Annotated in this window: 7 protein-coding genes and 3 rRNA genes; 7 read left to right on the top strand and 3 right to left on the bottom strand. The window is 41.7% G+C overall.

What is annotated here, in order from left to right:
- Positions 1–239 precede the first annotated feature (239 nt).
- The 4 genes from JG479_RS12760 (at position 240) to glsB (ending at position 4,870) form a co-directional block, all read left to right on the top strand.
- Positions 240–3,127, top strand: a 23S ribosomal RNA gene (locus tag JG479_RS12760).
- A 145-nt stretch (positions 3,128–3,272) separates the two neighbouring features.
- A 5S ribosomal RNA gene (gene rrf, locus JG479_RS12755) occupies positions 3,273–3,387 on the top strand.
- Between the two features lie 62 nt (positions 3,388–3,449).
- Positions 3,450–3,564 (top strand): 5S ribosomal RNA (gene rrf, locus JG479_RS12750).
- Between the two features lie 382 nt (positions 3,565–3,946).
- On the top strand, positions 3,947–4,870 hold the full coding sequence (gene glsB / locus JG479_RS12745) for a glutaminase B (RefSeq protein WP_007378792.1): 924 nt from the start codon (positions 3,947–3,949) through the stop codon (positions 4,868–4,870).
- Positions 4,871–4,906: 36 nt separating this feature from the next.
- Here glsB and JG479_RS12740 read toward each other — a convergent pair whose 3' ends face one another.
- Positions 4,907–6,211: an inosine/guanosine kinase gene (locus JG479_RS12740; protein WP_033021433.1), complete on the bottom strand. Its 1,305-nt coding sequence runs from the start codon at positions 6,209–6,211 to the stop codon at positions 4,907–4,909.
- Positions 6,212–6,389: 178 nt separating this feature from the next.
- Between JG479_RS12740 and tadA the strand changes: the two genes are divergently transcribed.
- Complete coding sequence (tadA, locus tag JG479_RS12735) at positions 6,390–6,905, top strand: tRNA adenosine(34) deaminase TadA (RefSeq protein WP_200219444.1); 516 nt, start codon at positions 6,390–6,392, stop codon at positions 6,903–6,905.
- A 2-nt stretch (positions 6,906–6,907) separates the two neighbouring features.
- Here the strand turns inward: tadA and JG479_RS12730 are convergent, their stop codons facing one another.
- Both JG479_RS12730 and mltF read right to left on the bottom strand, forming a co-directional pair.
- Complete coding sequence (locus tag JG479_RS12730; protein ID WP_002961076.1) at positions 6,908–7,075, bottom strand: hypothetical protein; 168 nt, start codon at positions 7,073–7,075, stop codon at positions 6,908–6,910.
- A gap of 164 nt (positions 7,076–7,239) precedes the next feature.
- Positions 7,240–8,718: a membrane-bound lytic murein transglycosylase MltF gene (gene mltF, locus JG479_RS12725; RefSeq protein ID WP_200219443.1), complete on the bottom strand. Its 1,479-nt coding sequence runs from the start codon at positions 8,716–8,718 to the stop codon at positions 7,240–7,242.
- Positions 8,719–8,929: 211 nt separating this feature from the next.
- On the opposite strand from mltF, the gene purL reads away from it, so the two are divergent.
- The gene (purL, locus tag JG479_RS12720) at positions 8,930–12,820 is read left to right on the top strand and encodes a phosphoribosylformylglycinamidine synthase (RefSeq protein WP_200219442.1); all 3,891 of its coding nucleotides are present in this window, start codon (positions 8,930–8,932) and stop codon (positions 12,818–12,820) included.
- 277 nt (positions 12,821–13,097) lie between these two features.
- Positions 13,098–15,548 carry a YdbH domain-containing protein gene (locus JG479_RS12715; RefSeq protein WP_200219441.1) on the top strand — a complete coding sequence of 817 codons (2,451 nt, stop codon included), beginning with the start codon at positions 13,098–13,100 and terminating at the stop codon, positions 15,546–15,548.
- Position 15,549 lies beyond the last annotated feature (1 nt).

The raw sequence follows: 15,549 nt of genomic DNA, 5'->3' as shown, positions 1-15,549 counted from the left end.
GTTCTTCGGAATAACTAATTAATATGCTCTTTAAAAATTTGGAAAAGCTGATAATAAAATTCTGATGAATACATTGTATTTATCAAGAGTTTTCAAAAGTAAAAAAAGAATGGTAGCAGTACCATTCAGTGCCATTTAATTAACGTTTTACGTTGATTGATTGGTATCTACTTTAGTATTCAATATTAACTTCTGGCGAAGTTAAACTGTCACAAAACAAAGACCCGTTTGGGTTGTATGGTTAAGTGACTAAGCGTACACGGTGGATGCCTTGGCAGTTGGAGGCGATGAAGGACGTATTAACTTGCGATAAGCCTAGTCAAGCTAGTAAAAAGCGCTTGAGACTAGGATTTCCGAATGGGGAAACCCACCTGCTTGCAGGTATCGTTAACTGAATACATAGGTTAACGAGGCGAACGCGGAGAACTGAAACATCTAAGTACCCGTAGGAAAAGAAATCAACCGAGATTCCGAAAGTAGCGGCGAGCGAAATCGGAACAGCCCTTAAGCTTATTATGTGTTAATGGAAGGCTCTGGAAAGTGCCACGATACAGGGTGATAGTCCCGTACATGAAAAGACATTTTAAGTGAAATCGAGTAGGTCGGAGCACGTGAAACTTTGACTGAATATAGGTGGACCATCATCTAAGGCTAAATACTCCCAACTGACCGATAGTGAACCAGTACCGTGAGGGAAAGGCGAAAAGAACCCCTGTGAGGGGAGTGAAATAGAACCTGAAACCGTGTACGTACAAGCAGTAGGAGCCCACTTGTTGGGTGACTGCGTACCTTTTGTATAATGGGTCAGCGACTTATATTTTGTAGCGAGGTTAACCGAATAGGGTAGCCGTAGGGAAACCGAGTCTTAACTGGGCGACTAGTTGCAAGGTATAGACCCGAAACCCGGTGATCTAGCCATGGGCAGGTTGAAGGTTGAGTAACATCAACTGGAGGACCGAACCCACTAACGTTGAAAAGTTAGGGGATGACCTGTGGCTAGGAGTGAAAGGCTAATCAAACCGGGAGATAGCTGGTTCTCCCCGAAATCTATTTAGGTAGAGCCTCGGACGAATACTTACGGGGGTAGAGCACTGTTAAGGCTAGGGGGTCATCCCGACTTACCAACCCTTTGCAAACTCCGAATACCGTAAAGTAATATCCGGGAGACACACGGCGGGTGCTAACGTCCGTCGTGAAGAGGGAAACAACCCAGACCGCCAGCTAAGGTCCCAAAGTCATAGTTAAGTGGGAAACGATGTGGAAAGGCCCAGACAGCCAGGAGGTTGGCTTAGAAGCAGCCATCCTTTAAAGAAAGCGTAATAGCTCACTGGTCGAGTCGGTCTGCGCGGAAGATGTAACGGGGCTAAACTATGCACCGAAGCTGCGGATTCATCTTAGGATGAGTGGTAGGGGAGCGTTCTGTAAGCGGTTGAAGGTGTACCGGGAGGTATGCTGGACGTATCAGAAGTGCGAATGCTGACATGAGTAACGATAATGGGAGTGAAAAACTCCCACGCCGGAAGACCAAGGGTTCCTATCCCATGTTAATCAGGGTAGGGTAAGTCGACCCCTAAGGCGAGGCCGAAAGGCGTAGTCGATGGGAAACAGATTAATATTTCTGTACTCGATATAATTGCGATGGGGGGACGGAGCAGGCTAAACAAGCATGGCGTTGGTAGTCCATGTGAAAGTGAGTAGGTTGGCGACTTAGGTAAATCCGGGTTGCTATTAAGACTGAGACACGAGACGAGTCACTACGGTGATGAAGTTGTTGATGCCATACTTCCAGGAAAAGCCTCTAAGCTTCAGATTATATGGAATCGTACCCCAAACCGACACAGGTGGTCAGGTAGAGAATACTAAGGCGCTTGAGAGAACTCGGGTGAAGGAACTAGGCAAAATCGTACCGTAACTTCGGGAGAAGGTACGCTCCTATCTGTGATGAGACTTGCTCTCTAAGCGGACGGGAGCCGCAGTGACCAGGTGGCTGGGACTGTTTATTAAAAACACAGCACTGTGCAAAATCGCAAGATGACGTATACGGTGTGACACCTGCCCGGTGCCGGAAGGTTAATTGATGGGGTTATCCTTAGGGAGAAGCTCTTGATCGAAGCCCCGGTAAACGGCGGCCGTAACTATAACGGTCCTAAGGTAGCGAAATTCCTTGTCGGGTAAGTTCCGACCTGCACGAATGGTGTAACCATGGCCACGCTGTCTCCACCCGAGACTCAGTGAAATTGAAATCGCAGTGAAGATGCTGTGTACCCGCGGCTAGACGGAAAGACCCCGTGAACCTTTACTACAGCTTGGCACTGAACATTGAACCTACATGTGTAGGATAGGTGGGAGACTTTGAAGCAGCGACGCTAGTTGTTGTGGAGTCAACCTTGAAATACCACCCTTGTAGTTTTGATGTTCTAACGTTGGCCCCTGAATCGGGGTTACGGACAGTGCCTGGTGGGTAGTTTGACTGGGGCGGTCTCCTCCTAAAGAGTAACGGAGGAGCACGAAGGTTGGCTAAGTACGGTCGGACATCGTACGGTTAGTGTAATGGTAGAAGCCAGCTTAACTGCGAGACAGACACGTCGAGCAGGTACGAAAGTAGGTCATAGTGATCCGGTGGTTCTGAATGGAAGGGCCATCGCTCAACGGATAAAAGGTACTCCGGGGATAACAGGCTGATACCGCCCAAGAGTTCATATCGACGGCGGTGTTTGGCACCTCGATGTCGGCTCATCACATCCTGGGGCTGAAGTCGGTCCCAAGGGTATGGCTGTTCGCCATTTAAAGTGGTACGCGAGCTGGGTTTAGAACGTCGTGAGACAGTTCGGTCCCTATCTGCCGTGGGCGTTTGAGAATTGAGAGGGGTTGCTCCTAGTACGAGAGGACCGGAGTGAACGAACCGCTGGTGTTCGGGTTGTCATGCCAATGGCATTGCCCGGTAGCTACGTTCGGAACTGATAAGCGCTGAAAGCATCTAAGCGCGAAGCAGGCCTCGAGATGAGTTCTCACTAGACTTTTAAAGTCTCTGAAGGGCCGTTGAAGACTACAACGTTGATAGGCAAGATGTGGAAGTGGTGTGAGCCATTAAGCTAACTTGTACTAATTACCCGTGAGGCTTAACCATACAACGCCAAACGCGTTTTATGCGACAGTTTAGACAGAAGTTAATATAACTAAAGTAGAAATTACTTAGAAAGACTTAAAAAATATTATCAGATATTTTCCAAATTCAGTTAGTGCGCAGAAATACGTATTAACGCCCAAATTTGCTTGGTGACAATAGCGTTTTGGACCCACCTGACTCCATGCCGAACTCAGTAGTGAAACGAAACAGCGCCGATGATAGTGTAGCATTTGCTATGTGAAAGTAGGACATTACCAGGCTTCAAATTCAGTCGAAGGACTTTAACCTTAATAATTAAAATAAGAAAATTGAAAAGAATTTTCTTGGTGACAATAGCGTTTTGGACCCACCTGATCCCATGCCGAACTCAGTAGTGAAACGAAACAGCGCCGATGATAGTGTAGCATTTGCTATGTGAAAGTAGGACATTACCAGGATTTAATTAAGAGAAACCCGTTACAGCAATGTAACGGGTTTTTTGCTGTCTGAGATTGATATAAATAGCAATACCCCATGCCGAATGCAGTAGTGGCCGCTTCTGCACACCCTGTACGCCGCGGCGCTTGTATTCCTATACATCAACGAATAGCTCGAAGACGAGCCCGACCAATGATAGTGTAGCATTTGCTATGTGCCTCTCCACCGCTGTGGGCACTACGACATTACAAGGAATTAATTAAGAGAAACCCGTTACAGTGATTTAACGGTTTTTTGCTTTCAATTTAAAAATCTCACCTTTGAATTCATCAACAAAACTAGGTGCGTCTATTCGCGCGTGCTAAAATCCAATTTTTATGAATGATGATATAGAGGTCTAGTTTGCCTACAGCTGATTACCAAAAGGTGCTTGATGAAATAGCACATGAAGTACGCCCTTTATTATCACAAGGAAAAGTAGCTGATTATATACCGGCCCTTGCAGAGGTCGATCCTGAGCAATTTTCTATTGCTATTTATACAACTGATGGTGAGACTGTGTGTGCGGGGGATTGCTCCCAACGTTTTACTATTCAATCAGTTTCTAAAGTTATGACACTTACTATGGCACTGCAACGTTATGGTGATGAGCTTTGGCATCGAGTTGGAAAGGAACCTTCAGGTACTGCTTTTAACTCGCTTACACAGCTTGAGTTTGAAAAAGGGATTCCTCGTAACCCTTTCATAAATGCAGGCGCAATTGTAACGTGTGATGCGTTGTACAGCCGCTTATCTGCACCAATGCACTCTATGCTCGAGACCTTTAGGTTGTTAGCTGGTAATAGAGGGATAGTGATTGATAAAAAAGTCGCTAATTCTGAGTATGAATTTAGGCATCGTAATGCTGCTATGGCACATTTAATGAAATCGTTTGGTAATTTTGAAAATGAAGTCGATGATGTTTTATGGTCTTACTTTAACTTTTGTTCTATTGAGCTCAACTGTATTGAATTAGCCAAAGCTTATAATTTTTTAGCAAATAAAGGTGTTGATAATCGATCGGGCGATCGTGTTTTAAGTAGCCGTCAAAATAAGCAGCTTAATTCGCTATTATTTACCAGTGGCTTATACGATGCAGCGGGGGATTTTGGTTACAGAGTAGGTATGCCAGGTAAGTCGGGAGTGTCAGGGACTATTTTAGCCGTGTTACCAAATAAGTTTACGGTAGCTGTTTATTCTCCGGGGCTTAATTCGTTTGGTAATTCGGTTGCAGGAATTGCGGCGCTGGAACTGCTATCTAAAAAGCTCGATATTTCTATTTTTTAGGAAGTTGATAGGGAGCAATACTTGCTCCCACCGTTATTATTGTTCCCAATAAACCTGTTCTAAGCAGTCTTCGCGTTCTGGTAAACCGCGAGATAAACGAGGAGAGTGCTGAACTAACACTTCATAACTAGCTCGGTTAGCATATTTACTAATTTGCGATAGTGACGAGTAAGTAATAGCTTGTTGCTGATGCTTAGCTGAGTTTGCCACGTTAAGTTTATGATAAACATTCGCTGATAAGTCATGTAGCACAGCCGCTAAAGCACAATCGCCTGCACCATTGGTGTTTTTGATTGAGTCAGGTCCACCCATAAATGGGGCTGTATGGCTATATGCTCTGATAGGCTCATCACACTCGGTTTTACGCATAGCACGTGAAAATTCGTATCGATTAAAATCAGGTATTGCTCCTGGTAATAACGGGTATTCGGTTTCACGCTTTAAGCTTTCGTCTACGTAGCCGGCCATAAATAAGCCTTTTTCGCCAGCGGTGCAAATTACCAAATCTACCCAATCAAGTGCTTTATCGGCAGCTAGGAGAGGGTCTTCAAAACCTGTAATAGCTAACCCTTCTTCTTCGTTCATAGCAAGAATATCAACATGCTTTTCAACAAAGTTTGCCCACCAGGTCGGGTCTTGTTCAATTAAGAATTTAGTTCCGAGTGTAAGAACAACTGGCACACCTGCATCATTAGCGTATTTTACCGCTTGCATAGTCGCTTCAGTCATCGTTTCACTACCTTGCGTACGCATGAGGTAGGCACTGATCACTAATGCTGATGAATTTTCAATAAGGTTTTTATCGATAGATTCAGGACGTAAGTGATTCATTAGGCCCGCACTTATTGCAAAAGTACGCTCACCGGTTTCATCAATTAATGTAAAACAACGGCCTATAGGCCCATCTACTGGTTGAAGATAGTTTAAATCTACACGGCTTGAGGTATTACATAAAAAGCGGTAAGCATAGCTACCTATTTTTATATTTTCGCTCATTACGCCTAATAAAACTGAGCGATCATCTGCAAGTACAGAGTAGTTGTGCATAGTGTTACCAATGGTCCCACCGGCAAACTCAAAATCAACCATATCGTTTAATTTTAAACGATCGTATAAGGCGTTCGTTATGTCGCTATCAATAACTTGTGACATACCTCTACGTAGTTGAAATTCGTCAAGGAAAGCTTGATCAACTTTTGCCTCTATATCAACAACGATCTGATCGATACCCGTAATATAACTACGTTGTAATCGCTCTGTTGCGTTAAGTTGATTGGTAAGTGGATCTTTGGCTTCCACTGGAAAATAATGTTTATGCCTGCGGCGTCCAGGAAATTTCATTTGCTACCCGTGTTGTGAGCTAAATAAAAAAAGCGTGAGATTATAGCGTAAATCCACACGAGTGAGCCATTACAAACAGGTAAATATCGTTTTATTTTTGCAATAAAGTAATGAATAACGCACTTTAGAGTGCTAACTAGGTATAATTACAGCATAAAAAGTTATTTAAGTAGAAAGAATGAACGAGCCATTTAATGATTCCTACTGGATGGAGCAAGCGCTTTTGTATGCAAAGCAAGCAGAGTTGCTTGATGAAATTCCGGTTGGAGCAATTGTAGTCAAAGATAACCAGTTAATTTCAGTCGGGTATAACCGCTCAATAACCGATAACGATCCATCTGCTCATGCCGAAATGATTGCAGTAAGAGAAGCTGGAAAAGTACTTAATAATTACCGCTTAATTGATTGCACACTATATGTAACGTTAGAGCCTTGCTCTATGTGTGCAGGACTGTTGGTGCATAGCAGAATAAAGCGTTTAGTATTTGGTGCCCTCGATGCTAAAACAGGGTCTGCAGGTTCAATTATGAACTTATTACAAGAGCCGAGGTTAAATCATCAAGTAGAGGTATGCGGTGGTGTTTTGGCACAGCAGTGCGGTGATACTATTTCGAATTTTTTTAAGCGTAGAAGAGAGCAAATTAAAGCAGCTAAGAAAGCTGCTCGTGATGAACAAATAAATAAACCTAGCTAAAGTTAACTAGCGATTGGCTCTATTTCTGTTTCAGCCATTTGCTGCATAGCAAACATTCGGCGGCGCCAGATGATTTTTTTGTGCAGTTTTCTTAGCATAACACGACGACGTGTGGCTGTTGAATAAATCACATTGCGTTTTAATTTTTGTGTGCGTCTACGTTTTAGCATGTTTTCTCCTAATGCAAGAGTGAGAAAGGCGCAGGGTATATCTTATAAAATAATAATATACAAGTAATACACATTAGTGATCATTTGATGACAAGTAAACAGATATTTAATTTACTTAAAGTTTGCTTACTGGCTTGCTCAAAAAACTGATACCTATACAAATCTTAGTTATTGTTTTCACTCGGTTGTTCGGGCTCAATTATAGGCTGTTGTTTTTCTGTTTGCGCTTCATCTTTGTTACTTTTTTCGTCACTTTCTTCATTTAGCTTTGGTTCTGGTTCAGGCTCTACAGCAATAGCATTATTCTCATCTAGCCAAACAAGTGCATCGTAATAGCGACGAATATTATCAACATATTTAACCGCTACATCGCCACGCGCATAACCATAGCGAGTTTTGCGGTAATAGCGCTTTTTAATTAACAGCGGTAAGCGTTTTTTTACATCAGCCCATTTATCAGGGCTTGCGCCTTGCTGCTCGGTAATTATACGCGCGTCGTTAACGTGCCCCCAACCTACGTTGTAAGCCGCTAGTGCAAGCCATGTTCTATCAGGTTGAGGAATTCTATCAGGAATACGCTTAATCAGTTTACTTAAATACTTACCACCACCGCGAATATTTTGCTCTGGCTCTAAGCGGTTGGTAACACCTACTTGTTTTGCTGTACTGCGGGTTAGCATCATAATACCGCGAACGCCTGTTGGCGATTTAGCGCGAGGATTCCACATAGATTCTTGATAGCTAAGTGCCGCTAATAAACGCCAATCAAGGCTACCAGCATATTGTTCAAACCATGGTTGGTATGTTGGTAAGGTTTCTTTTATAGCTTCGATGTAAGCAAGGGTATTTACATAGTTAAATTGGCGCACGTGGCCAAAGTATTTTTCTTCAAGTACGTAGAGCTGATTACTCTGTTTTATATCGCCAAAAAATGGCACTAATAAGGAATATAAAGAATCATCTTTTGATTTGTTAAGTATCCATGCAATCGGATCGTTATGACTAACAGAAAAACCGATACTTAAATTTGGATGATAACGGCGAAATAACGATAGCGTATGTGTATCAGCGAGTGTGTAATCTATTTCGCCATCAATAACCGCTTGAAGTAGTTCTTCTTCATCAAACTCTTCGCTTTCTATCCAATTAAGATCTGGATTGTTTTTTTTCATTTTTTGCAGAGTAAGCGAATGGCTACTTTTAGCGATAACAGTAAAGTTGCCATCTAAGTCGGCAAACTCTCGAGGACGAACACGTCCTTGCTTATAAACTAATTTTTGGCTGATGGTTCTGTAAGTTGGTCCATAACGGTATTGCTCTGCACGGGTTTTATTATAGGTAAGTCCTGAGGCAATTAAATCTAAATCACCGCTTTCAAGGCGTTCAAACATATCGGATAAGTTAAAAAATGGCACTATTTCAAGCTCTACACCTAGATATTCAGCAAATGCTTGAGATAGCTCATATTCAAAGCCTTGTTCACCTTGAACGGCTTGATAATAATTACTAGCACTTGCAAGTGTACCCACACGTATTTTGTTTTGCTCTTTTATTTGGGCGAGTTGAGTTGGCTGCTCTTGCATATCACATGCACATAACAGCATAACTAAAGTAATGATTATTATTAGTTTTTCTTTGAACATTGAGTGCCCCTTAAGCTCGCCAGCCACCGTTATAGCAAAACTAAGCCATCGCGTCACTTTACCTTTTATTTTATTAACCAAAAGAGGCTATAAATAAAGCTAAAAAGTTAATTTTATGAAAAGCGTAATTTTGAGTTAAATCTGAATGCTAATTGGACTATAATGCGTGCCTAAAATATCGTTCAATCCCTAACCCCGGATGAAATTACCTATGTTGATCCTTCGTGGTGCACCAGCACTTTCAGAGTTCAGAGTTAATAAAATTTTAGCGCGTTGCCAACAATCGCAACTTCCAGTCACTAACGTATACGCCGAGTATGCTCACTTTGCCGATTTAACATCGCCGTTGAGTAGCTCTGAGCAAACCAAGCTTGAAAAACTATTAACTTACGGTCCAACCATTGCAGAGCATACCCCAGCTGGCAAACTTGTACTTGTTACACCTCGCCCAGGTACCATTTCACCTTGGGCATCTAAAGCTACCGACATCGCCCACAACTGTGGTTTAAAGCAGGTTCACCGTGTTGAACGCGGTATTGCTTATTATGTTGAAGGTGATTTAAACGCAGAACAACTTGCACAAGTAACTGCGTTATTGCACGACCGCATGACTGAAGCCACACACAATGAACTTGAAGATGCGGCTCAGCTGTTTCGCAGTGATGCCCCACGCCAAATGTCGTCTGTCGATATTTTAGGTGGTGGACGTGAAGCACTAGCAACAGCCAATGTTGAGCAAGGCTTTGCGCTTGCTGATGATGAAATAGACTACTTAGTAGAAAATTTTACAAAGTTAGGACGTAACCCTAACGACATCGAATTGTTTATGTTTGCACAAGCGAACTCAGAGCATTGTCGCCATAAAATATTTAATGCTGACTGGACAATCGATGGTAAAGAGCAGCCAAAATCGCTGTTTAAAATGATTAAAAATACGTTTGAGCTAAATCCTGAAAATGTATTGTCGGCTTATAAAGATAACGCGGCAGTAATGAAAGGCTCAAAAGCGGGTCGCTTCTTCCCAAATGCGCAAGGTGAATATGCGTATCATCAAGAAGACATTGAAATACTAATGAAAGTTGAAACTCATAACCACCCAACAGCTATTGCGCCATTCTCAGGTGCTGCTACAGGTTCTGGTGGTGAGATTCGCGATGAAGGCGCAACGGGTCGTGGCTCTAAGCCAAAAGCAGGGTTAGTTGGCTTTACTGTATCAAATTTACGTATTCCAGGTTACGAGCAACCGTGGGAAAGCGATTTTGGTAAGCCGGGTCGTATTGTAAACGCACTTGATATAATGACAGAAGGTCCACTAGGTGGCGCTGCATTTAATAATGAGTTTGGTCGTCCTAACTTATTAGGCTACTTCCGTACTTACGAAGAAAAAGTAACAAGCCATAACGGTGAAGAAATACGTGGTTACCATAAACCAATTATGCTTGCCGGTGGTTTAGGTAATATTCGCTCTGATCATGTTCAAAAAGGTGATATTCCTGTAGGCGCTAAATTAATTGCGCTAGGCGGGCCTGCAATGAACATTGGTTTAGGCGGTGGTGCTGCATCAAGTATGGCCTCAGGTCAGTCAAACGAAGATTTAGACTTTGCTTCAGTACAGCGCGAAAACCCAGAAATGGAACGTCGTTGCCAAGAAGTTATCGATAAATGTTGGCAACTAGGCGATGAAAACCCAATTGCATTCATCCATGATGTAGGTGCCGGTGGTTTATCTAATGCGTTTCCTGAGCTTGTTAATGATGGCGGACGTGGTGGTAAATTCCAATTACGTAGCATCCCTAACGATGAGCCAGGCATGGCACCACACGAAATTTGGTGTAATGAATCACAAGAGCGTTATGTACTCGCTGTTGGCGTAGAGGACTTTGACCGCTTTGAAGCAATTTGTAAGCGCGAACGTGCCCAGTACGCTGTTATTGGTGAAGCAACCGCTGAACCTCACTTAACAGTGTCAGACAGCCACTTTGAAAATAACCCTGTTGATTTGCCGCTGGACGTATTATTAGGTAAAGCACCTAAAATGCACCGCGATGTAACGTCAAAGCAAGTTGTTGGCAAAGCGCTTGATATCACATCAATAAATGCAGCAGATGCAGCGCAGCGCTTAATGCGTTTACCAACCATTGCAGAAAAAACATTCTTAATAACAATCGGCGATCGCTCAGTTACGGGTTTAGTAGCACGCGACCAAATGGTTGGTCCTTGGCAAGTACCTGTTGCTAACTGTGCTGTAACTGCGGCAACGTATGACACTTACCACGGTGAAGCTATGTCACTCGGTGAGCGTACTCCGGCTGCATTACTTAATTACGGTGCATCTGCTCGTTTAGCTGTAGCGGAGTCGTTAACTAATATTGCCTGTGCAAACATCGGTAGCCTTGAAAACATTAAGTTATCGGCAAACTGGATGGCAGCAGCGGGTCACCCAGGTGAAGATGCTGGTTTATACGAAGCGGTTAAAGCCGTAGGCGAAGAGCTTTGTCCTGCGCTTGGTTTAACGATTCCAGTAGGTAAAGATTCTATGTCGATGAAAACGACATGGAAAGATGAAGGTGACTCACAAGAGAAGTCAGTAACATCGCCGCTTTCACTGGTTATAACTGCGTTTGGTCGTGTTGACGACGTACGTAAAACAGTAACACCACAACTGCGCACAGATAAAGGCGATACATCGCTTATATTAATTGATTTAGGTGCGGGTAAAAACCGCATGGGCGCATCAAGCCTTGCGCAAGTTTATAAGCAATTAGGTGATGTAACCCCTGATGTTGATAGCCCAGAGTTATTAAAAGGCTTTTATAACGCAATGCAAGCGCTTGTGGCTGATAGTAAGTTACTTGCTTATCATGACCGCTCAGACGGTGGTTTATTTACCACGGTTGCTGAAATGGCGTTTACGGGTCATACCGGTGTAACGGTTGATTTAGCAGCTTTAACAGGTTCTGACATTGAAGCGCTTTATAACGAAGAGCTAGGTGCAGTAATTCAAGTTGCAAATGCTGATTTAGATGCAGTGAATGCGGTGTTTGAACAACATGGTATAGCAGCAATTAGCCACAACATTGGCACGCTTAACAGTGACGATACGATTATATTTAACCGTGGCGAAAATACGGTACTTAATCATACGCGTACTGAGCTTCGTACTATTTGGGCTGAAACAACGTATCAAATGCAAGCACGCCGTGACAACCCTGAGTGCGCTAAGCAAGAGTTTGATGCTAAATTTGATGCAAAAGATCCAGGCTTAAACGTAAAACTTAACTTTGATTTAAACGAAGATATAGCAGCGCCATACATTGCAACCGGTGCTAAACCGCAAATGGCTATTTTACGTGAGCAGGGTGTTAACTCTCATTTAGAAATGGCGGCAGCATTTAATCGCGCAGGTTTTGCAGCCGTTGATGTACACATGAGCGACATTTTAGAAGGTCGTTTAACACTAGAGCAATTTAAAGGTTTAGTGGCCTGTGGTGGTTTCTCATACGGTGACGTACTTGGTGCGGGGGAAGGCTGGGCTAAGTCTATTTTGTTTAACGATATGGCACGCGATCAGTTCCAAAACTTCTTCCACCGTGAAGATACTTTCAGCTTAGGTGTATGTAACGGTTGCCAAATGTTATCAACGTTAAAAGAGTTGATCCCTGGCACTGAACATTGGCCGCGCTTTGTAACTAATAAATCAGAACGTTTTGAAGCACGCTTTAGTTTAGTAGAAATACAAGAGAATCCGTCTGTGTTCTTTAACGGAATGGCTGGCTCGCGTATGCCTATAGCGGTTTCTCATGGTGAAGGTCATGCTGAGTTTGCAAACGATGCAGCCACTAAAGCGGCGCTTGAGAGCGGCACTGTAGCGGTTAAGTTTGTAGATAACTACGGTAATCCTACAACGCAGTACCCAGCTAACCCTAATGGTTCTCCAGAAGGTATTACAGGTATTACGTCAACAGATGGTCGCGCCACTGTAATGATGCCGCATCCAGAACGTGTATTCAGAAGCGTTGCCAACTCTTGGCACCCAGATGAGTGGCTCGAGGATAGCCCGTGGATGCGTATGTTCCGTAACGCACGTAAAAACGTAGGTTAATTATATTTACGTTTATACAAGTTAGATTCATAATCTTACTGTAAAATAAAAAAGGCTGCATTGTGCAGCCTTTTTTGATTATACCAATCTGCTTATATATGGGGTCTATTTAACGTTAAGAAAATCACACTAGAACTAGGCAAAAGTTTTTATATCTAGTTGTTCTAAATAAAAAACTTTTAACGACGTTATAGTGCAATTTAATTCGTTAAATTGATCAAAGATTTATGCAGGTTGGTATTAGTTTAGCTAAAAGCACAAAGCATTTAAGGATAGTATGTTTAAGCGAATTGGTTTAATTGTTGGAGCTGTATTACTAAGTACCTTGCTGCTTAGTTATGTATTTCGCTTGCCGTTATTACAATGGGTTATAGCGCCTGAGCTCAAAAAAGCAGACATTACGTTAAGTTGTCTCGATTTTTCAATTACGTCTAGCTTAAATATTCATGCTGATAGAGTGTGTTTAAATTATCAAAATCAACAATTACAACTCACTGGTATTACTGCAAATACAAAGCGTGTATATATTGAAAATGCAGTGCTAACAGTTAATCCACTCCCTAAAAGTGATAATGCTAATCAGCTTGCTAAAAATCTCGATTTAGCACTTCCCTTAAATCGCCCATTAATCAATATTAAACAGCTTGTAGTAAAAAGTGATGAGCTCAATAAGCCACTTAAAATAAGCATATTAGAACCCGAACTAAATAAATTTAATGTCTCAGGTGATATAAACGCAAGTGCAATTTTGACTGCTAATAAAGTAAGTGGTCAGTTTGAAATTAATGACACTTTTTTAAAGCACGTTATAAACACTAAAAATACATTAATAGCAGATGCTAACTTTAATACTCAGCAAGCATTTAGCTTTGATGGTATAGAGCTTAAGTTAAATGGCGATATTAGCTCCCAGTTTGCTCACACGTATGAGCAGTGCAAAGTTAACGTATTAACCACTGGTAAATTGGCGACGCGTTTTAATTTAAATAGCCAAGCGTTAATGTTTAATACCGATTTGCTTAATAACAAAATTAATTTAACACCAAGCTGTACTGAGTTAATTCCACCAAGTGAATATGCGGGCTTTATTAGCAAACAAGTGCCTTTAAATTGGCAACTTAAACTCCCTCAATCAATTCGCTTAGAGGCTAGTGAACTCAGTGTACCTGCAATTAATTTGATGAGTGAAGGCGATAAGCAATTTGATTTTTTAATAACAGATACAACACTAAATATTACATCTCCACTTGAGTACTTACAGACAAATTTATCAGCTCAAATAAATACACCCGATATAAATAATATTAGCGTTAATGCTCAGTTATCTGGCGCTGCAATTAAAGGCGATTACGCCGTTATGCTTGAAAATTTACCTGAGTTTGCACCTGCAACAGCGAATGGGCTTAGCCTTAGTGGTCACTTTAATATAAGTGAGTTTATAGACTCAAAACCAATTGGGCTTATAAATGCTAAATTAACGCTTAATAGTGTAGATGCGTTTGATATAAGTGCAGTGCAATATCAAGGTGATTTAACAGCAAAAATGGATAAACAGTTAAACGCAGAAGTAACGTTAACTCAGCAATTAAAAAGCGCAGAATATAAAGAATTTAAAGTCACAGATATAAGTAACACATTAACAGCAAATGCTAATTTAGGCGTAGGTGAGTTATTTGCTGATCTAACAGCAAAAACGAATATAAAGGCTGTTAATAGCCCCGACATAAAACTTAATAATATAAAAATAGAGTCTACGGGCTTGCAAAGCCGTGCACTAAAAGCCACGCATCACGCATTTATAAACGATGTTGAGTTAGTGATAAATCATCATGTGTCGTCGCAAGCTCATCCGTTTGAAGTGGTTATTCCTGAACAAAGTGCGCTGTCGTTAAATGCGTTTATTAGTCAATTTGAGCCACTTGCACAGTTAACAGAGGGCGAATTTAATGGCTATATTAGTGGCGATATAAACTTACAAAATGCACTGTTCAATATAGGGATTAGCCATACAAATGCATTGTATAACGATTACCTTGCGAGTGATTTAAACAGTGTATTTAGCGGGGAATATAATTCAGGTAAGCTTAATGTAAAACCAACTACCTTTAATTTAAATGAATTTAGAGCAGGTGCTGTAGTTAAAGCGATTGAAGGTCAATGGCAAGTTAATAACAATACCGCGCTTATAAATGATGTAAAAGGAAGTGTGTTTGGTGGCGAGTTTTCATTAGATAGCTACACAGTAGGGAAGCCAAACCAAGTTGCTAATGTTAAGTTTGAAAACATTGATGCAAGTAAACTCGTTACACTCGACGATAAGTCGGGCATTGTATTAACGGGGCGCTTGGCGGGGTCTTTACCAGTTCACTTTGATAGTGGAATTATTGAAATAATTGACGGTAGCTTATTTAGCCAAGGAACAGGTAATTTAAAAATTACCAATAATGCCGCGTTTGATTCAGTAATGCAGCAACAGCAAGAGTTACAACCTGTGTTAGGGCTATTAACTAATTTAGATATTCAAAAACTGAATAGCAGTGTGGCACTAAAAAATGATGGTTGGTTAAAACTAGGGGTTAATTTGCAAGGCTATAATAAAGCAGAGCAGCAGCAGGTTAACTTTAATTATAACCACGAAGAAAACGTATTTACACTTTTGCGTGCACTGCGTTTAAGTGACGAAATTACACAAAAAGTTGAGCAACAATACTCACAAAAAGGAAACTAAT

The organism is Pseudoalteromonas sp. LC2018020214 (assembly GCF_016598755.1).
In the GTDB taxonomy this organism is placed as follows: Bacteria; Pseudomonadota; Gammaproteobacteria; order Enterobacterales; family Alteromonadaceae; genus Pseudoalteromonas; species Pseudoalteromonas distincta.
The sequence above is the reverse complement of the archived record's forward strand: the minus strand, read 5'-3'. Positions and strand labels throughout refer to the sequence as shown.